Raw genomic sequence first — 20,212 nt, 5'->3', positions numbered from 1 at the left:
AATTACCCACCATGGTCACCGCCCTGACGCTGTCATCCTTCCTGTACTTCCTGCTGCTGTGCAGCACGTTGGCCTTCAGCCCCGGGCCCATGACCTTGCTGCTATTGAGCCTTGGCCTGAAGGACGGCTTGCGCCATTCGCTGCCGGCGCAGTTTGGCGCCAGCGTGTCGTACCTGATTTCGATCCTGATCTTTGCCGTGGGTTTTTCCGAGTTGATCAGGGGCTACCCGCTGATTACCCAAGGCATCCAACTGGTGGGCGTGGCCTACATCCTCTACCTGGCCTACAAGCAGTGGACCAGCAGCGGCGTGCAGATCAGCACTGCCGGGCAAGCACCGCAGACGCGCCGTGGCCTGTTCGGCAAGGGCCTGCTGACCGGGTTGTCCAACCCCAAGGCCATTATTTTGTTCAGCGCGGTGTTCCCGCAATTTGCCGCCGTGGGCCAGGACAGCGCCGTGGGCGACATTGCCATCCTTGGCCTGACATTCCTGATCCTGCAGTTCGCCAGTGGCTGCCTGTATTGCTATTTCGGCCAACGGATCAAGCATGTGCTGGAGTCGCCGCGCAAGCGTGTGCTGTTGCAGAAGGTCACGGCAGTGCTGCTGCTGGCCGTGGCGATGCTGCTGGCGCGTGGGTTCTCCCAGTAGGAAATGGCGCCAAGTCGTTGGCACTGCGGCCTGCACGCGGGATAAGCCTCTGAGCGGTAGTGGCTATTTGCCGTTGCCCTGATAGACTTCCAGCATTCATCCAGGATCAGCCAGATCATGCCAGCCGCAGGAGGGAAAGGACTTCCGCTCGCCAAACGCCTGTACAAATCGCGGGCCCTGGGGCTGACGCTCGGGTTTGTGTGTGTGGTCGCCGGTATGTACCCACTGGACCCGCCAAAATGGGTCTGGGCGTGGATGTTGATCAACGCTTTCGTCTGGCCGCACGTGGCCTACCAATGCTCACGCCGTGCCGCAAACTCCCTGCGCACTGAACGCCGCAATTTATTGTTTGACTCGTTTTGTGGCGGTTTCTGGGTCGGTGCCATGCACTTCAACCCGCTGCCCAGTGTCACCACACTGTCGATGATGACCATGAACAACGTCGCCATCGGCGGGCCGCGGTTTATGCTGCTGGGCTGGGTGGCCCAGGCGTTGGGCGTTGGTGTGGCGATGCTGATATTCGCCCCGGCCTATATCGCCCTGACCACCTCGACCCAACTCTACGCCTGCTTGCCGATCCTGATGCTCTATCCGTTGGCGCTGGGCTGGATCTGCTATCGCCAGGCCATCACCCTGGCCCGGCACAAGCGCGAACTACTGGCCCTGAGCCGCACCGACAGCCTGTCCGGGCTGCTCAACCACGGCGCCTGGAAAGACCATCTGGAGCTCGAATTCCAGCGCTGCCGCGGCGGCCAGCAAGGCGCCGCGATTGCGTTGATCGATATCGACCATTTCAAGATCATCAACGACACCTACGGTCATGTCACCGGCGATATCGTGTTGCGCCAATTGAGCAAAGTCCTGCGCCAGAACCTGCGCGCCACCGACCTGGCGGGGCGTTATGGCGGCGATGAGTTCTGCGTGATCCTGCCGGACATGCCCCTGGGCCGCGCCACGGAGGTGATGGATGCCTTGCGCGATCGCTTCAGCTCCCTGGGTTATGCCCAGGACCCGACCCTGCGCGCCAGCCTGAGCATCGGCCTGGCGCCGTATCAACCGTCCCACGGCGATGCGACCAGTTGGCTCAGTGATGCGGATCAGGCGTTGTATGAGGCCAAGAGCAGTGGGCGCAACCGGGTGAGGTCGGTGCAGGGGAGTTGGGTCAGGTCGGTTTGAGGATGAATAAAGCGATGCTTGTCAGGTAGGGTATGAGATTCCCCCTCCAATAAAAAACAAGGATCCGTTCATGACTTTCAACCTCCACCGCACGATGCTGTCCGCCGCCTTGGCGCTTTCCCTGGGCATCGCCATGCCGGCCTTCAGCGCCGAACCTCACCAGCAGATCCAGGCCGATGCCGAGCAGTACAAGGCGCCGGCCTTGAAGTTGCTGGAGCGTCTGGTGAATATCGACTCGGGCTCTGGCTACGAGCCCGGCCTGACCCAGGTGCGCGACATTGCCGTCGATGAGTTGAAACAATTGGGTTTCAGCATTGAACTGGTGCCGGATGCAGCGGCCAATAACAGTCATGTGATCGCCACCCTCAAAGGTACGGGCAAGGCCAGAATCCTGCTGATGGCGCACATGGATACGGTGTTCAAGGAAGGCTCGGCGGCCGAGCGGCCGTTTCATATCAAGGACGGCCGCGCCTATGGCCCCGGGGTGATGGATGACAAGGGCGGGATCGTCGCCGGAATCTATGCCTTGAAAGTGCTGAAAAACCAGAATTTCACGGACTACGCGCACATCACCTTCCTGCTCGATGCCAGTGAAGAAACCGGTTCTGAGGCCGCCTCCGAACTGATCCGCAAAACCGCCAAGGGCCATGACGTCACCCTGAACCTGGAGCCCGGTCGCCCGGCCGATGGCCTGGTGGTCTGGCGCAAAGGCAGCGCCACGGCGGTGGTCGAGGTCAAAGGCAAGGCCGCTCATGCTGGCGTGGCCCCGGAGTTGGGGCGTAATGCGGCGATGGAGGCGGCCCACCAGATCCTGCAACTGGGCAAACTGGGGGATGAAGAGAAAAAGACCACGATCAACTTCACCGTGCTCAAGGCTGGCGACCGCACTAACGTTATCCCCGATCAAGCCACGGCCAAGGCGGATGTGCGGGCAGCGTTGCCGGAAGAGTTTGATCGGATCGAGAAAGATCTGGCGCGGGTTTCCGCCAACAAGCTGATCCCCGACACGCAGGTCACGACCAGTCTGAAACGGGGTTTGCCACCGATGCCGCAGACACCTGAGTCCGATAAATTGGTGGCTATCGCCCAGGGTATCTATGCAGAACTGGGCCGCAAGCTGACCATTGAAGGCAGCGGTGGGGCGGCGGACGCCAGCTTGTCCGCAGGTGTTGGCACCCCGACGCTGGACGGGTTCGGGATTGTCGGTGGCAATATCCATACAGCGCAGGAATATGCCGAGGTGGAGAGCGTGGCACCGCGGATTTATCTGTTGAGCCGGATGATTATGGAGCTGGCCAAGCGCTGATCTACCTGTAGGAATGGGTTTGTGTGGGAGCGAGCAAGCCCGCTCCCACATTGGGGTTTATGGTGTCTGGGGGATTGCCGCCTGCACCTTGTCCCGCCCCAACACCAGGCTGCACAACGCCGGCAAAAACAGCAGCGTCAATAACGTCCCCACCAGCACCCCGCCAATCAGCACATACGCCAGCGACGACCAGAACACCGACAAGGTCAGCGGAATAAACGCCAACGCCGCCGCCAGCGCGGTCAAGATCACCGGCCGGGCACGGCGCACGGTGGCTTCGACAATCGCCTCGCCGGTCGCCATGCCATGCGCCTGGTTCTGGCGGATCTGGTCGGTAAAGATCAGGGTGTTGCGCATCAGGATCCCGCCAATCCCGATCAGCCCCAAAATGGCATTGAAGCCAAACGGCTGGTTGAACAGCAGCAGGGTCGGCACCGCGCCGATCAACCCCAGCGGGGCGGTGGCGAAGACCATGAACATCACGCCGAACGAGCGCACCTGGAACATGATCACCGTGAGGGTCAGCAGGATCATGATCGGGAACAGCGCGGCCAGGGCGACATTGGCCTTGGCGCTTTCTTCCACCGGGCCGCCGATGTCGATGCGATAGCCGGCCGGCAAGCCTGCGATCAGCGGTTGCAGGTCTTTGTAGACGGCCATTTCCACATCGGGCGGTTGCACGCCGTCGATGATGTCGGCGCGCACTTCGACGGTACTCGCGCGGTTACGCCGCTTGAGAATCGGCTCTTCCATCACCGCCTGGAAATGCCCGACCTGGGCCAAGGGCACCGATACGCCGGCGCTGTTGGTCAGGGTCATGTTGTCGAGGTTGCCGAGGTCTTCGCGCTGGTTGCCCTGGGCGCGGGCCACCACGGACACGGTGCGGTTGCCTTCGCGCACTTCGGTGATGGGGTTGCCGCTGAGCAGGGCGTTGAGTTGGGATTTCACCTCGTTGGGGGTGAAGCCCAGCAGGCGCAGGCGATCCTGGTCCAGCACCAGGCGATAACCGCTGCTGCGCTCGCCCCAGTCGAGGAAGGCGTCCTTGGTCAGTCGGTTGGCGGCGACTACTTGGCGTACGTCTTCGGACACACTGCGCAGCACGTTCAGGTCCGGGCCGGACACGCGAAACACCACCGGGAACGGTACGGGCGGGCCGAACAGCAGTTGCGTGACCCGCACCCGCGCCGCCGGGAATTCGCCGGCGGCGATGCGTTCACGCATGCGCAGCTTCAAGGCGTCCCGCGCATGGGCGTCGGGGGTTTGTACGATCAGTTTGGCGAAGGCCGGGTCCGGCAGTTCGGGGTTCAACGACAGGAAAAAGCGTGGCGCACCGCCGCCCACGTAGGTGTCGACCATCGTGGTTTGCGGCTCTTGCAGCAGCGCCTTTTCCAACTGCGCAGCCACCGCTTCGGTGCTTTTGAAGGCACTGCCTGGCGGCATATACACCTCCAGGATCAGTTCGGAACGGTCGGAGTTGGGGAAGAACTGTTTTTTCACCAGGCCCATGCCCAGCCCGCTCACCACAAAGGCGGTCACCACCAGCCCGGTCACCAGCCAGCGACGGCGTACGCAGGTTTGCACCAGGTTGCGCAGTTTCTGGTACCAGGGCCCGGCATAAATCCCATCGTGGCCGCCGGGCACCGGCTTGATGTCGGGCAGCAGCTTGACCCCCAGGTACGGGGTAAACACCACGGCGACCAACCAGGACGCAATCAGGGCAAAGCCGACGATCCAGAAGATATTGCCGGCATACTCGCCAGCACCGGAGCGGGCAAAGCCCACCGGCAGAAAGCCAATGATCGTCACCAGCGTGCCGGTCAGCATTGGCGCGGCGGTGGAACTCCAGGCAAACGTGGCGGCGTGGATGCGGTCGAAGCCTTCTTCGAGTTTGACCACCATCATCTCGATGGCGATGATCGCGTCGTCCACCAGCAGGCCCAGGGAAATGATCAGCGCGCCGAGGGTGATGCGGTCGAATTCGCGCCCGGTCAACAGCATGATGACAAACACAATCGAGAGCGTCAGCGGCACCGCTGCCGCCACCACCAGCCCGACCCGAAAGCCCAGGGCCAACAGGCTGATGATCATCACCACGGCCAGGGCGACAAAGAACTTGAGCATGAACTCGTTGACCGCCAGGCCGATATTTTTCGCCTGGTCGGCGACTTTTGTGAAGTTGATACCTAACGGCAGGTCAGCCTGGATTTTGGCTTCCAGGGCCTTGAGACTCTTGTCCAGGTCCAGGCCGTTCCAGTGTTTTTCCATGATGATGCCCAGCATCAGCGCCGGGTCGCCCTGGTGGCGGATGCGGTAGCTGGGCGGGTCTTCGTAGCCGCGGCTGACGGTGGCGACATCGGCGATACGCAGCACTTTGCCATCCACTGGCAGCGGCACGTTTTCGATCTGCGCCAGGCTGTCGAAGGCCCCGTCGATACGGATATAGGCGCGGGCGCCAGCGGTTTCGACAAATCCCGACGGGGCCACGGCGTTCTGCGCAGCGAGGGCGGCGAAGATCTGCTCGGGCTTGATGCCCAGGGTGGCCAGGCGCTCATAGGAGAACTCGACAAACACCCGCTGGGCCTGTTCGCCAAGGATGTTGACCTTTTTTACCCCCGCCAGATTGAGAAATTCCTGGCGCAGTGCTTCGGCCATTTGCACCTGCTGGCGATGGGGCAGGTGTTCGGCTTCGAGGGCGTACAGGGCGAAGTACACATCGGAATATTCATCGTTGAAGAACGGCCCGATCACGCCCTTAGGCAGTTTGGCGGCCTCATCGCTGAGTTTTTTGCGGGTCTGGTAGAACAGGTCCTGGATTTCGTTGGGGCGCGTGGATTCGAGGAAGGTCATGCGCATTGATACAAAACCCGGTTGGGCGATGGTTTCGACGCGGTCGTAGTAGTCCAGTTCCTGCAGGCGCTTTTCCAGGCGGTCGGCCACCTGTTCCTGCATCTCCTGGGCCGTGGCGCCGGGCCAGGCGGCGGTGATGGTCATGACCTTGACCGTGAACAGCGGGTCTTCGGCGCGTCCCAGTTTGCCGAAGGAGAAAATCCCCGCCGCCAGGATGGCGAGGATCAGGAATAACGTCACGGCGCGGTGCTTGACCGCCAGTTCAGAGAGGTTGATACCGCGCATGATCATTGGCCCTGCCGACGGCTGAGTGCCAGCGCCTGGGCGGGCAGCAGCCTTATGCTGTCACCGTTGTGCAACAAGTGGGCGCCGAGGGCGACGATGATCTGGCCGGGGCTGACGCCACTGCTGAGTACGGCGTCTTCCTGGCCCAGGTAGGCCACGACCACTGGGGCAAAGCTGACCTTGTCGTCATCGCCGATTAGCCATACGCCAGTGCCGCTACCCGTGTCGTGCAGGGCGCCGATCGGCACGCGGGTCTGTGGCAACGAGCCGCTGCCTTGCAAGCGCAGGGTAATGGTGGAGCCGAGCGCAAAGCGATCAAAGGTGCCGTGCAGCACGTAGCGTGCACGATAGGTGCGGGTGACGGGATCGGCACTCGCGGACAGTTCGCGCAAGGTCGCCGTGACGGCCTGGTCGGGCGCGTCGAAGGGCAGGGCCAGGGCTTTGTGCGAGGCCTGCTCGCGCTGGTTTTCCGGCAGGTTGATGATTGCTTCCCGCGCACCGTCGTGGGCCAGGCGCGCGACAATCTGCCCTTCGGCCACCACTTGCCCGCGCTCGACGCGCACATCGGTGACCACACCGTCGTTATCGGCCCTGAGCACGGAGTAGGTGCGGCGGTTTTCGATCTGGCTGGCGTCTGACTGGGCGGCGGCCAGTTCGGCTTCGGCGACCCGCAGGTTGGTCGCCGACTGGTCGAAAATCTGCCGCGACACTGCGCCAGTGCTGGCCAGGCGTTGGTAGCGGCTTGCGTCATCACGGCGCTGGCGCAGTTGCGCCTGGGCGGCGTTGACGCGGTTTTTCGCCGAACGTAGCGCCAGTTCGAAGTCGCCGATATCCAGTACCAGCAAGGTGTCGCCACGGGACACATGTTGGCCGGGATCGACCTTACGCTCGATCACCTTGCCGCTGACCCTAAAACCCAGGTCGCTTTCGGTACGGGCTGCCACCACGCCGGTATAGGCACTCTGCTGACTGGCGGCGGTTTCAACTTTGGCAGCCAGCACCGGGCGCGGCGCAGGTGTGTGGGCGGCGGTATCGGCCGGGCTGTTGCAGCCGCTGAGGAGGATCAACAGCGCCAGGGGCGGGAAAAGGCTGCGAAGGGGAGGACGTGGGCTCATTTCAGGCTCCTGCTGCTGGACTATTAAAAAATTACGGTCGTAATATTAAGTCGTATATTATGACCGAAATATAATTAAATCCAGCCCTTCATTTTCAAGCTCGACAGTGACTACGGGATACGCGGGGTGGTGGTTGTCACACTTTGTCCAAGTTAAACGGGTGCAGATGATGATTCTCTTTTGAGATCAGTCCTGAAGGTCTACGCCCATGCTTCCTGCTTTTCGTTTTGCGCCGCTGTCATTGGATCGTCCCATATATGGAACGATGCGAGCCATATTCGCCGCCTACCGCCTTATTGGTATTGGATTTAAGGTGTATTCACTTTGGAGGATCATCATGAAAAACATCATTGGTATCTACACCAGCCCGCGTAGCCACTGGGTAGGCGACGGTTTTCCGGTTCGCACGCTGTTTTCCTACGACACTATGGGCAAACATATCAGCCCGTTCCTGCTGCTGGACCACGCTGGCCCGGCGGATTTCACCCCCACCACTCAACGGCGTGGCGTGGGCCAGCATCCGCATCGCGGCTTTGAAACTGTGACCATCGTCTACAAGGGCGAAGTCGAGCACCACGATTCCACTGGTGCCGGCGGCAAAATCGGCCCAGGTGACGTGCAGTGGATGACGGCTGCCAAGGGGATCCTGCACGAGGAGTTCCATTCCGAAGCGTTCGCCAAAAGTGGCGGCGCCCTGGAAATGGTGCAGTTGTGGGTCAACCTGCCGGCCAAGGACAAAATGAGCGACGCCGGCTACCAGACCATCCTCGACGGTGATATTCCGTCGCTGCCCCTGGCCGATGGCGCCGGCAGCCTGCGCCTGATTGCCGGTGAGTTCGCCGGCGAGAAAGGCCCGGCCCGCACCTTCACGCCGATTGACGTGTGGGACCTGCGCCTCAACGGCGGCAAGGCCGTGACCCTGGACCTGCACGCCGGGCGCAATACCGCGCTGGTGGTGCTCAAAGGCACCGTGCAAGTCAATGGCAAGGAACTGGCGCGCGAAGGGCAACTGGTGTTGTTCGAGCGCGAGGGTGAGCAGATCAGCCTGGAGTCGAACAACGACGCCATGGTCTTGCTGCTCAGCGGTGAGCCCATCGACGAGCCCATTGTCGGTCACGGCCCGTTCGTGATGAACACCGAGCAAGAGATTCATCAGGCCTTCGCCGACTTCCAGTCCGGCCAGTTCGGCCAGATGCACGGCTGATACTGAGTGAGGCTGCGATGGCGGCGGCACAGGCGCTAGAGAAGTATTGCCTGATCCACCGCTATCGCAGCCTCGCCGGGGCTCGACAGCTCCCACACTTGATCCATGTCGCGACCAAAATCCCGGACCTGCCACCCATCCCTGTGGGAGCTGTCGAGCTTTAGCGAGGCTGCGATGGCGGCGGTACAGGCGCTAGAGATGTATTGCCTGATCCACCGCCATCGCAGCCTCGCCAGGGCTCGACAGCTCCCACACATGATCCATGTTGCGGCCAAAATCCCGGACCTGCCACCCATCCCTGTGGGAGCTGTCGAGCTTTAGCGAGGCTGCGATGGCGGCGGTACAGGCGCTAGAGATGTATTGCCTGATCCACCGCCATCGCAGCCTCGCCAGGGCTCGACAGCTCCCACATTTGATCCATGTCGCGGCCAAAATCCCGGACCTGCCACCCATCCCTGTGGGAGCTGTCGAGCTTTAGCGAGGCTGCGATGGCGGCGGCACAGGCGCTAGAGAAGTATTGCCTGATCCACCGTCATCGCAGCCTCGCCGGGGCTCGACAGCTCCCACACTTGATTTCTGTCGATGCCAAAACTCGGGCACACCGCCGATCCCCTGTATCTGGACCCACAGGGTTTGCGTTTCGTTTGTCAGGCCCTATACCCGTCAATCCCGTTTCGTGCGATCTTCACGGCATTCGCCCTGGAGTCGCCTGGATGCTGCCTTTTATCTCCGATCACCCGATGTTGTGCGCCCTGGCGCTGATCCTTATCGATATCGTCGTCTGGCGTCTGTTTTCTGCCAGCTCCGGCAATTGGAAACTGGTCGCCCGCCTGGTGATCTTTGCCACCTACAGCGCGGTGCTGTTCAACGACGGCATGAACCCGATGCAAATCGCGCCTTATGCCGACAACACCCCCTTGCACATGGCCGCCACCGCCTTGCAGATTGGCTGGTGGTTGTTTGCCGCCCGCACCCTGACGGTGTTGCTCGGTGCGTTGATGATGCAGCGAGTCGGCCACACCGGACGGTTGCTGCAAGACCTGATGGGCGCGGTGATTTTCCTGATCGCGATCATCGCCGCCATGGCTTACGTGCTGGACCTGCCGGTCAAGGGCGTGCTGGCGACTTCCGGCGCGGTGGCGATCATCGTCGGCCTGGCGCTGCAAAGTACCTTGAGCGATGTGTTTTCCGGGATCGTGCTCAACACCACCAAGCCCTATCAACTCGATGACTGGATTTCCATCGACGGCACCGAAGGCCGGGTCACCGACATCGACTGGCGCGCCACGCGCCTGCAAACCTCCCAGGGCAGCATGGCGGTCATCCCCAATTCGCTGGCGGCCAAGGCCAAGATCATCAACTTTTCGCGCCCGGCGGACATGTTCGGCCTGGCAGTGAGCCTGCAAGTCAGCCCGCATGCGCGCCCGCAAACGGTGCTCGAAGCCCTGGAGCGCGCCATGCAAGGTTGCCGGCAATTGCTGGCCAAACCGGCGCCGAGCGTGGCTTTCAAGACGTCCACTGGCGGTGGCGTGGAGTATGAAATCAGCGGCTTTGTGCCGGCCATGGGCCTCAAACGCGAGGTGCGCAACCAGCTTTACGACCTGGCCTACCGGCATTTGCAGGCGGCTGGCGTGAGTTTGCTATCGAGTGCCGAAAGCCCGACCTCGCCGACCACGTCGCCAGCGCGGGCATTGCTGGAAAGCTCAAATATCTTCTCCACCCTGCGCCAGGAAGAGAAGGAAACCTTCAGTCAGAACATGACGGCGCAAACCTTCCGTGCAGGCGACATGATCCTGCCGGCAGGGGAGGCCAGCGATCACCTGTTCATCATCGAGTCCGGGGTGGTTTCGGTGATGCTGGCCAAGGCCGGGCACACGTTCGAAGCCGGGCGCATGGGGCCGGGGGAAGTGATCGGCGAGGCCGGGATCCTCGGTGAGCAGGGCGTACCGGCGGATTTTGTGGCCAAGACCTATTGCACCCTCTACCGCATCGAAAAGGAATACCTCAAGCCGTGCCTGGACGCGCGCCACGATATCAGTGAAGCCATGCAGAACCTCCTGGATTTCCGCCTGCACGCCGCTCAGCACCTGACCCAGGACGCGCCGATCGTGCCGGTGAAAAAGGGCTTCTTGCATTGGCTGCGCAACCGGGTCTGAACGGTCTGGCATTGGCTACCTGTTCTTCGCCCGGATTGGCTATTTGTCCGCCGCAGTGGGGTGATTAAGCTAGGCACCAATCCCCACTGTCCTGGAGTTACACCATGTCTGCCCGTATCGATTTCTACACCGCTTCCCCAGACGCGATGAAAGCCATGCTCGCCCTGGAAGCGGCCGTCGGTAAACTGTCCATCGAACTGCCCCTGCTGGAACTGGTACGCCTGCGCGTGTCGCAGATCAACGGCTGCGCGTTCTGCCTGGATATGCACACCGCCGATGCACGCAAGGGCGGCGAGACTGAGCGTCGTCTGTACACCGTGTCGGCCTGGCGCGAAACGCCATTTTTCACCCCGCGCGAACGTGCCGCCCTGGCCTGGGCCGAAAGCCTGACCCTGATCAGCCAGACCCACGCTTCGGATGAAGATTATGCGTTGCTCAATGCCGAGTTCAGCCCGGCTGAGCAGGTGGACCTGAGCGTGGCCATCGCCACCATCAACAGCTGGAACCGCCTGGCGGTGGGCTTTCGCAAGATGCCCAAGTAATCAGAAATTCACTGATGCACTCAAGCGCGCCGTCAACGGCGCGCCCTGGAATAGGTAGTCATCGCCCATATACTCGCCCGCGTCGCGCCAGTAGCGCTTGTCGAACAGGTTGTCGACGCTCAGGCGAAACACTGTTTCGTAGCCGTCGACCTTGGTGCTGTAGCGGCTGCCGATATTGACCACCGCATAATCCCCGACCTCCACATTGCCGGTGCGATTGGCGTTCTTGCTGGCGCTGTATTGCACGCCACCGAGAACGGCGAGGCCGTTGACCCACGGTAGGGCATAGTCGGCGTACACGCTGGCGCGCAGCTTGGGCACGTTGATCGTCTGGTGATCTTCGTATTGCGGCGTACCGCTGCCGTTCACCCGCGCGCGAATGGCTGCCACGCTGGTAGCGATCTGCAGGCGCTCGGTGGCCCAGCCGTTGGCCGACAGTTCCAGGCCGGTGTTTTTCTGCTGGCCTTGCTGCACATAGGTGAAGTCACCGGCGCTATCGGGCTTGGCGTATTGATAAGCCTGGCGGGTCTGGAACACGGCGGCGGCGAAGCTGATGCGGCGCCAGTCGTATTTGACCCCGGCTTCGAGTTGGCGCGAGACGGTCGGTGCGAGAGTTACATCAGGGTTTTTCGCGAACCAGGGAGCGGTTCCCCCCAGGGAAAGGCCCTTGCTGTAGCTGGTGTACAGCGAGATGTTTTCTATTGGTTTGTAGATTAATGACGCCTGGGGTAGGAACACATATTGTTGGGTGTGCCGCTCCTGGGCCCCATATTGATCGAAGGCTTTTTCATCCAGGCGTACTTCGCGACCGCCGAGAACGGTTTGCCACTGTTCGTTGAAGCGGATCCGGTCGGTGACGAACAGTGCGTATTGGCGGCTGTCGAGGTTGCGATGCCGGTCATTGAGCGGCACGTCGGTGGGCTTGAACGTCGGTGTGTCCGCATTGATATTGCCACTGCCGATGTATTCGTTGACCGACTTGCGCTTGTCGATCACCCGGCGAAAGGCGCTGGTGCCGAAGGTCAGCTCATGGCCTATGCCTGCGGTTGTGAACAGGCCGGTCATAGCCGCCTGAATTTCATCATTGCGCCGGGTGTCGTCGGGGCTGCGATAGTCGTAGACGTCGTAGTCACCCTCAGGGCTGAAAGTGTTCGCGTTGCACGTGCCGACGTAGTAGCACCCCCAGGCAAACGAGCTGTAATCATCAATCACCACCTTGCTACGCGCTGCGCTGATATTGCCTTTCCACTGGTCACTGAAGCGGTATTCGAACTTGCCGTTGAGGTTCAGCGAGTCGATGCCCACCTGCTTGGAACCACTCTGGTGGCCGAGCAGTTTTTTCGGTGATGCGTCATGGGGCACTTCGGTGCCGCCGAGCAACTGGTAACCGGGCACCGAGCGCTGTTGCTTGTCCTGGTATTCGGCATCCAGTTGCAGCACAGCGTCGGGGCTGATGTTCCAGTCGAACGCCAGGGACAGGAAATCGCGCTGGCCATTGGCATGTTCGACATAGGAGTTGAGGTCTTCATGGGCGACGTTGGCGCGCAGGCCGAACTGCTGCTCGCTGCCAAACCAGCCGCCGACATCGGTGGCGATATAGCCGCTGCCGCGATCATCGGTGGACACGGTGACCGAGCGCACGTCTTCCGGGCGCTTGGTCACGTAGTTGATCACGCCGCTGGGCTCGGAGATCCCGCTTTGCAGGCCCGCCAGGCCCTTGAGCAATTCCACCCGTTGCTTGTTTTCCAGGGCCACGTTCTGCTCGCCGGTGATGGTGCGCCCGTTGATCTTGTAGCTGCTGGCGGCATTCAGGGAAAACCCCCGCACCACGAAATTTTCGTAGTAGCCGATCGGCGCGTAGCTTTCACCCACCGAGGCGTCGTTGCGCAGCACTTCGCTGAGCAGGCGGGCTTGCTGGTCCTTGATCAGCGCGGCGTTGATCACGGTAATCGAAGCCGGGGTGTCGAGCAGCGGCGCGTCTTCGAAGCCGCCGACCGATGCGCTTTCACTGCGATAACCGGACTCATCCTGGCCCAGGATCTTCAGCGCCGGCAGTTCCAGCTCAGCCGCCAGGCTGTTGCCGATGCCGCCGCTGAGCAACAGGCCGAGGGCGAAACGTGAGGTGACGACGGGACGAAAACGCAAAACCATGGGGCAAGGCCTTAAAGCGCGGGCGGGGGCGCATAAGCTAGGCATAAGTGCGCGCCTTTACAAGCACTCGCCTTGGCCGAGAACATCGTTAACGATAACGCAGCGCTAAAAAGTAACCCGAGGTGCCTGTGGGATTTTCGTCGGACCGCCGCCCGCAGATAAGCTCGCTCCTTGATTTATCGGCCGTGCCTTGATACCTGTCAAAACCCGCCGTGACGCTTTGCCTCATGCTGCACGCCTGATTGTCATGGCTCACGGAGTTCCCCATGAACGCCCCCGCAACACCCGCTGTTTCCTTCAAATTGCCCATGGGCCTGGTCATTGCCGTGCTGGTGATGGTCGGCGTCTTGCTATTGCCGCTGCCGGCTGATTTACCGGTAGCCGGCCACCGGATGCTGGCGATCCTCGCGTTTGCGGTGGTGGTGTGGATCACCGAAGCGGTGTCCTATGAAGCCAGTGCGATCATGATCACTTCGCTGATGGCTTTTCTGCTGGGCACCGCACCGTCATTGCAGGACCCGACGCACCTGATCGGTTCCAGCCCGGCCATCAGCATGGCGCTCACCGGGTTTGCCAACCCGGCCCTGGCCCTGGTGGCCGGTGCGTTGTTTATTGCCGCCGCCATGACCCACACCGGCCTGGACCGGCGTATCGCTCTGGTGACCCTGACTCGGGTCGGTACCAGCACCCGCGGGATTCTGCTGGGGGCGATTGCAGTGACTATCCTGCTCAGCCTGGTGGTGCCCAGCGCCACCGCGCGCAGCGCCTGTGTGGTGCCGATCATGATGGGGGTGATTGCCGCGTTTGGCGTGGATAAACGCTCCAATATCGCCGCCGGGATCATGATTGTCGTCGCCCAGGGCACCAGCATCTGGAACGTCGGGATCCAGACCGCCGCCGCGCAGAACCTGTTGACCGTGGGTTTTATGGACAAAATGCTCGGCCAGCGTGTGTCATGGATCGACTGGCTGATCGCCGGGGCGCCGTGGGCCGTGATCATGTCGGCGGTGCTGCTGTTTCTGGTGCTCAAGTTGCTGCCACCGGAAAGCAATAGCATCCCGGGCGGCAAGGAAGCCGTTGCGCAATCTTTGGCCGATATCGGCCCGATGACCGGCCCGCAGAAGCGTTTGCTGACGGTCTCGATCCTGCTGTTGCTGGCCTGGGCCACTGAAGGGCGCCTGCACAGCTTCGACACCACCTCCACCACGTATGCCGGCCTGGTGCTCCTGCTGATGCCGGGGATCGGGGTGATGACCTGGAAGGATGTGCAGTCGCGCATTCCGTGGGGCACGGTGATTGTGTTCGGGGTGGGCATCAGCCTTGGCACGGCCCTGCTGACCACCCAGGCCGGGCAATGGCTGGGCGCGCAGGTGGTGGGGCATACCGGCCTGGATCAACTGGGCCCGCTGGGGGTGTTTGCGATCCTTGGTGCGTTCCTGATCGTGATCCACCTGGGCTTTGCCAGCGCCACTGCGCTGACCTCGGCCTTGCTGCCGATCCTGATTGCCGTACTGCAAACCCTGCCGGGGGATTTCAGCCGGTTGGGCATGACCATGCTGCTGGGGTTTGTGGTCAGCTATGGCTTTATCCTGCCAATCAACGCGCCGCAGAACATGGTGTGCCTGGGCACCGGCACCTTTACCGCCCGCCAGTTTGCCAAGGTGGGCCTGCTGGTGACCTTGATCGGTTACCTGCTGATGCTGGTCTTTGCAGCCACCTACTGGAGCTGGCTGGGCTGGATCTGATGATCCTTGTGTAGGAGCCGGCTTGCCGGCTCCTACACAAGGATTGTGCTTTCGACATGACAAGATGAACTTAGCTCAGGTCTACTACGCTCTGAGTCATGGTTTTACCGGCCTTGTGCGTCGGTCATCAAGGTCAGGCAATGGATAAATACACCCCGCACACCTGGCAACCCCACGAGCGCCCGAGCTTGCCGGGGTCGCCGTCGACACCCCATCACCCTACGCTCAAACGCTGGGCCTTTGCCCTGGTCGGCATACTGGTGGCGATCACCGGCGGCCTGGGTAATGCGCTGGTGATCGCCAACCTGCCGTATCTGCAAGGCGCGTTGGGCGCGACCACCGCTGAAATGGCCTGGCTGCCTGCGGCCTATGTGATGACCAACGTTTCGATGAACCTGCTGCTGGTGAAGTTTCGCCAACAGTTCGGCTTGCGCGCGTTTACCGAAGTGTTCCTGGTGCTGTATGCGCTGGTGACCTTTGGCCACTTGTTCGTCAACGACCTCAGCTCGGCGATTGCCGTGCGGGCCGCCCACGGCATGGTCGGTGCGGCGCTCAGTTCCCTGGGCTTGTACTACATGGTGCAGGCGTTCCCCGCGAAGTGGCGGCTCAAGGCCCTGGTGCTGGGCCTGGGCACGGCGCAACTGGCCTTGCCGCTGGCGCGGCTGTTCTCCGAAGACTTGCTGCAAATTGCCGAATGGCGTGGCCTGTATCTGTTTGAATTGGGCATGGCACTGACCTGCCTGGGCTGCGTATTCATGCTCAAGTTGCCGCCGGGCGACCGTTTCAAAACCTTTGAAAAGCTCGACTTCCTGACCTTCGGCCTGCTCGCCTCGGGCGTGGCGTTGCTCTGCGCGGTGCTGTCACTGGGGCGCATCGACTGGTGGCTGGAAGCGCCGTGGATCGGGGTCGCCTCGGCCTGTTCGCTGGTGCTGATCATGGCCGGATTGGCCATCGAACATAACCGCGCCAACCCGTTGCTGATGACCCGTTGGCTGGGCGGCGGGGTGATGATTCGCCTGGCCCTGGCGGTGATCCTGATCCGTATGGTGCTGTCCGAACAGTCCACCGGCGCAGTGGGCTTCTTGCAGGCGCTGAACATGAGCAGCGAGCAGATGCGCACCTTGTACCTGGTGATGCTGCTGGGAGCGATCAGCGGCCTGGTGATCAGCGCCTTGACCATCAACCCGGCCCACTTGCTGATGCCGCTGGTGATTTCCCTGGCCCTGATGGCCACAGGCTCCGTGATGGACAGCTTTTCCAGCAACCTGACCCGGCCGCAGAACATGTACTTGAGTCAGTTCCTGCTGGGGTTTGGCGGCACGTTTTTCCTCGGGCCGACCATGGTGCTGGGCATGCGCAATGTGCTGACCAATCCGCGCAACCTGGTGAGTTTTTCGGTGCTGTTCGGTATTTGCCAGAACCTTGGCGGGCTGCTGGGGGCAGCGTTGCTCGGCACGTTCCAGATCGTGCGCGAGAAGTTTCACTCCAGCATGATTGTCGAACACCTGACGCTGCTGGATCCGCGCGTGGCCGCCCGCGTGCAGAGCGGCGGCTCGGCCTATGGCTCGGTGATTGCCGACCCTGAACTGCGCAACCTGATGGGCATCCGCAGCCTGGCCACGGCGGCCACCCGCGAAGCCAATGTGATGGCCTATAACGACGTGTTCATGCTGATCGCGATCATCGCGATCCTGACCATGTTGTGGATCTTTACCCGCAGCCTGTGGCTGATGAGCACCACCCAGAAAGCTGCCGCCAGTGCAGCGCCTTCCGTTCAACCTAGCGGCGCACTTCCTTCATGACCGAACCTACGGCTACCACCACGACCACCAACGCCATTGCTTCCACCCCGGAAGGCACCACGCCACCCGGTGCCACGGTCACCGAACCGCGCTCGTTGGGTGTGCGCATCATCTCGTCCCTGGGCTTTGCCGCGATTGCTATCGTTGGCGTGTTGATCGTGTTGTACGCCTGGCAACTGCCACCGTTCAGCAGCGCGGTAGAAACCACGGAAAACGCCCTGGTGCGTGGCCAGGTGACGATCATCGGCCCGCAACTGAGTGGTTATGTATTCGAAGTGCCGGTGCAGGACTTCCAGCACGTCAAGACCGGGGATTTGCTGGTGCGCCTCGATGATCGCATCTACAAGCAGCGCCTGGACCAGGCCCTGGCGCAACTGGCGGTGCAGCAGGCGTCCCTGGCCAACGTGGTGCAGCAGCGTAATAGCGCCGAGGCGACCATCAAGCTACGCCAGGCCGCCTTGGCCGACAGCCAGGCCCAGGCGCGCAAAAGCACCGCCGACTTGCGGCGCAATGAAGAACTGATCAGCGATGGCTCGGTGTCGCGCCGTGAGTTGGACGTGACCCGCGCGGCCAACGCGCAGACGATTGCAGCCGTGGCCCAGGCCCAGGCCAGCCTGGAAATCGCTCGCCAGGATTTGCAGACGGTGATTGTCAATCGCGGCTCACTGGAAGCTGCTGTTGCCAGCGCTGATGCGGCCGTGGAGCTGGCGCGCATTGACCTGTCCAACACCCGCGTGCTGGCGCCACGGGATGGTCAATTGGGGCAGATCGGCGTGCGCCTGGGCGCCTACGTCAACTCCGGTGCGCAGTTGATGGCGCTGGTGCCGAACCAACTGTGGGTGATCGCCAATATGAAAGAAACCCAGATGGATCACGTGCAGGTGGGCCAACCGGTGACGTTTACCGTCGATGCCCTGAACCACCGCAAGTTTCATGGCACGGTCCAGCGCATCTCGCCGGCCACGGGCGCCGAGTTCAGCCTGTTGCAGGCGGACAACGCCACCGGCAACTTCGTCAAGATCGCACAGCGGGTGCCGGTGCGGATTACGGTGGACCCGGATCAGGAACAGAGCGAGCGCCTGCGACCGGGGTTGTCGGTGGTGGTCAGTATCGACACGGCGGGCCGCCTGAAAAACAGCCCGCCCTGATATTCAACGCACCCCTTGTAGGAGCGAGCTTGCTCGCGAAAAACTTAACGACAACGCGGTTACCCAGGCAACCCGCGTTATCGTTGACGACTTTCGCGAGCAAGCTCGCTCCTACAGCATCGGGGGCAGGGTGCCCAGCAGGGACACCGCCGCCACCGCGGCCACGCCCAGCAACCATTCGAGCTTCACACTGGCCTGCAATGGGCCCACTCGCTGCTGGCAATCCTTGATCCGCAGCCGGTTCAGCAACGCCAACCCCAACATCCCCGCGACCAGCAGCACCTTGATCAGCAGGATCAAGGCAAACCCACTGAACAGTGGGGTCGGCCATAATTCTCCGGTGAGTACGCGGATGTTGATCAGCCCGCTGATCAGCAGGCCGGCCACCAACACGTAACCGACACCGCTGAAGCGCCGAAGGATTGTCTCCAGCGGGTACAGCGCCGCGTGCCGCAGGATCAACACCAAGAGCAACAAACCACCGAGCCAGGCACCGACGCAAAGCAGGTGCACGATCTGGTTGAGGATCAGCAATTGCCCGCTGAGGCCACTGAGCATGGCGCCGTGCCCCACTGGGGCCAGGGTTGCAAGTAGCAGCGCGCTGAGAGGCAGGCGCAGGTGATTCCAGGGTGTCAACAGGCTCAGGACCAGCAACCCATTGAGCAGCAGGTGGACGCTCCAGACCTGGCCGAAGAAGGTCTTGCCCAGCACCAACTGCACCGTCGCCAGATCCAGCGTCGCCAGTTCACTGCCGGCCATGCTGGCACTGATCAACAGCAGCCAGCTCACGCCAGAGCCCAGGGCCAGCCAGGCCAGTAGCCTAGTGATGCGGGACAGTTGCCGGTCCAGGGCCGGCCTGGGGCTTGCGCCCAATAACCAGGGCCTGAAGGCACAGGCCCCGAACATCAGCAAAACCACCATAAAGTGCAGGAAACGACACAGCACCAGCAGGGTTGCCATGGGTTACTGGCCGACCTTGAAGCTGTAGCTGCCTGCGCTCTTGTGGGTATCGACGGAGATCGCGTGCCACTCCACTTTATAGGTGCCGGCGGCCAGCGGTGCGGCTGGGGTCACAACCAGGGTTTTCTTGTCGGCGTCTGGGGTTTCCAGGCCCTTGACCGCGACTTCGGTGCCGTCCTTGCTCAGGGAAACCTTGGTGAACGTGGCTTCGACGCCTTCGGAGAACACCAGGCGCAGGTCGGCGGGCGCGGCGACGGTACTGTTGGCGGCCGGCGTGGCGCTTTTCAGGTGGGCGTGGGCCAGGGCTGCCTGGGCGCCGAGCAGAGAGGCCAGCAGGGCGGCGATTGTCAGGGTGTTTTTGATCAACATTGTGCAATCCCAATCAATGAACAGGACGGGCAGTGTACGAAGTTTCAGCTCAGGCTGTCGCCCCGATCTAGAGCGGATGGTAGTCTTCGGGACATGTCGTGGTCAGGGAGCCCCCATGGGCAATCACAAGATCGGTATTCGTCGGGTCAACGTCGAAAAGATTCTGCTGGCGGCAGAAAAGGTTTTCGCTGAAAAAGGCTATGGCAGCACCGCCATGGCTGACATCGCCGAACAGGCGCAACTGCCACGCTCCAACCTGCATTACTACTTCAGCACCAAGAGCGAGCTATACAGCGCGGTGTTGTTCGACCTGCTGGAGGTGTGGAAGCAGGATGCGTTGTGCTTCGAGATGTTCGATGATCCGCGCGTGGTGCTCAGCAGTTACATTCGGGCGAAGATGCAGCATTCGCGCAGCCGTCCCTATGGTTCGAAAGTCTGGGCCAACGAAATCATCCACGGCGCACCAACCCTTGGCGAAGCGCTGGACGCGAGCCTGTATGACTGGGCCAAGATGAAGGAAGCGAAAATCCGCCAGTGGGTGGAAGACAAACGCATCCTGGCGGTGGAGCCGTCGAGCCTGCTGTACATGATCTGGGCTTCGACCCAGCACTATGCCGATTTTGACCATCAGGTGATGATCCTCAATGACCATCAGGCGCTGTCGGATATGCAATTCGAGCGGGCGGTGCAGACGGTGACCAGTGTGATTTTGCGGGGGATCGGGTTGGAGCCTTGACCTGTGTGGTGAGATTGATGGCC

At 61.7% G+C, this 20,212-nt stretch carries 15 protein-coding genes; 10 read left to right on the top strand and 5 right to left on the bottom strand.

The genetic code is table 11. The features are described from left to right. Positions 1-11: 11 nt before the first annotated feature. The 3 genes from BFQ03_RS19175 (at position 12) to BFQ03_RS19165 (ending at position 3,129) form a co-directional block, all read left to right on the top strand. The gene (locus BFQ03_RS19175; RefSeq protein ID WP_032863670.1) at positions 12-647 is read left to right on the top strand and encodes a LysE family translocator; all 636 of its coding nucleotides are present in this window, start codon (positions 12-14) and stop codon (positions 645-647) included. Between the two features lie 117 nt (positions 648-764). Then, positions 765-1,823: a diguanylate cyclase gene (locus BFQ03_RS19170; protein WP_065943737.1), complete on the top strand. Its 1,059-nt coding sequence runs from the start codon at positions 765-767 to the stop codon at positions 1,821-1,823. A gap of 70 nt (positions 1,824-1,893) precedes the next feature. Beyond that, the gene (locus BFQ03_RS19165; RefSeq protein ID WP_065943736.1) at positions 1,894-3,129 is read left to right on the top strand and encodes a M20/M25/M40 family metallo-hydrolase; all 1,236 of its coding nucleotides are present in this window, start codon (positions 1,894-1,896) and stop codon (positions 3,127-3,129) included. Positions 3,130-3,186: 57 nt separating this feature from the next. Here the strand turns inward: BFQ03_RS19165 and BFQ03_RS19160 are convergent, their stop codons facing one another. Then, positions 3,187-6,261, bottom strand: coding sequence for an efflux RND transporter permease subunit (locus BFQ03_RS19160; RefSeq protein WP_065943856.1), 3,075 nt, complete (start codon positions 6,259-6,261; stop codon positions 3,187-3,189). Positions 6,262-6,263: 2 nt separating this feature from the next. Then, positions 6,264-7,376, bottom strand: coding sequence for an efflux RND transporter periplasmic adaptor subunit (locus tag BFQ03_RS19155; RefSeq protein ID WP_065943735.1), 1,113 nt, complete (start codon positions 7,374-7,376; stop codon positions 6,264-6,266). A 337-nt stretch (positions 7,377-7,713) separates the two neighbouring features. On the opposite strand from BFQ03_RS19155, the gene BFQ03_RS19150 reads away from it, so the two are divergent. The 3 genes from BFQ03_RS19150 (at position 7,714) to BFQ03_RS19135 (ending at position 11,278) form a co-directional block, all read left to right on the top strand. Next, positions 7,714-8,580 carry a pirin family protein gene (locus BFQ03_RS19150; protein WP_065943734.1) on the top strand — a complete coding sequence of 289 codons (867 nt, stop codon included), beginning with the start codon at positions 7,714-7,716 and terminating at the stop codon, positions 8,578-8,580. Positions 8,581-9,293: 713 nt separating this feature from the next. Further along, positions 9,294-10,736 (top strand): mechanosensitive ion channel family protein, encoded by a 1,443-nt coding sequence (locus BFQ03_RS19140; protein WP_065943645.1) that lies wholly within the window; start codon positions 9,294-9,296, stop codon positions 10,734-10,736. Positions 10,737-10,840: 104 nt separating this feature from the next. Beyond that, entirely contained in the window at positions 10,841-11,278 is a 438-nt protein-coding gene (locus BFQ03_RS19135; protein ID WP_032860298.1) for a carboxymuconolactone decarboxylase family protein, read from the top strand. On the opposite strand, the gene BFQ03_RS19130 is transcribed toward BFQ03_RS19135, so the two are convergent. Continuing rightward, positions 11,279-13,429 carry a TonB-dependent siderophore receptor gene (locus BFQ03_RS19130; RefSeq protein WP_065943646.1) on the bottom strand — a complete coding sequence of 717 codons (2,151 nt, stop codon included), beginning with the start codon at positions 13,427-13,429 and terminating at the stop codon, positions 11,279-11,281. 266 nt (positions 13,430-13,695) lie between these two features. Here BFQ03_RS19130 and BFQ03_RS19125 point away from each other — a divergent pair, with 266 nt between their 5' ends. From BFQ03_RS19125 to BFQ03_RS19115, 3 genes are all read left to right on the top strand, one after another. After that, a complete protein-coding gene (locus tag BFQ03_RS19125; protein ID WP_065943647.1) occupies positions 13,696-15,174 on the top strand; it encodes a DASS family sodium-coupled anion symporter in 1,479 nt (492 codons plus the stop codon). Positions 15,175-15,314: 140 nt separating this feature from the next. After that, positions 15,315-16,976: an MFS transporter gene (locus BFQ03_RS19120; RefSeq protein WP_032860294.1), complete on the top strand. Its 1,662-nt coding sequence runs from the start codon at positions 15,315-15,317 to the stop codon at positions 16,974-16,976. After that, on the top strand, positions 16,973-18,124 hold the full coding sequence (locus tag BFQ03_RS19115) for an HlyD family secretion protein (protein WP_032860293.1): 1,152 nt from the start codon (positions 16,973-16,975) through the stop codon (positions 18,122-18,124). The genes BFQ03_RS19120 and BFQ03_RS19115 overlap by 4 nt, the downstream gene beginning before the upstream one ends. Positions 18,125-18,235: 111 nt before the next feature. On the opposite strand, the gene copD is transcribed toward BFQ03_RS19115, so the two are convergent. Then, a complete protein-coding gene (copD, locus tag BFQ03_RS19110) occupies positions 18,236-19,084 on the bottom strand; it encodes a copper homeostasis membrane protein CopD (RefSeq protein WP_032860292.1) in 849 nt (282 codons plus the stop codon). 3 nt (positions 19,085-19,087) lie between these two features. Then, on the bottom strand, positions 19,088-19,453 hold the full coding sequence (gene copC, locus BFQ03_RS19105; RefSeq protein ID WP_032860291.1) for a copper homeostasis periplasmic binding protein CopC: 366 nt from the start codon (positions 19,451-19,453) through the stop codon (positions 19,088-19,090). A gap of 115 nt (positions 19,454-19,568) precedes the next feature. On the opposite strand from copC, the gene BFQ03_RS19100 reads away from it, so the two are divergent. Beyond that, complete coding sequence (locus BFQ03_RS19100) at positions 19,569-20,189, top strand: TetR/AcrR family transcriptional regulator (protein ID WP_029298440.1); 621 nt, start codon at positions 19,569-19,571, stop codon at positions 20,187-20,189. The last annotated feature ends 23 nt before the right edge of the window (positions 20,190-20,212 follow it).

This window comes from Pseudomonas sp. 25 R 14 (genome assembly GCF_900004755.1).
Classification (GTDB): domain Bacteria; phylum Pseudomonadota; class Gammaproteobacteria; order Pseudomonadales; family Pseudomonadaceae; genus Aquipseudomonas; species Aquipseudomonas brenneri.
Note: the sequence above shows the minus strand (reverse complement) of the source record. Positions and strands in the feature narration are given on the sequence as shown.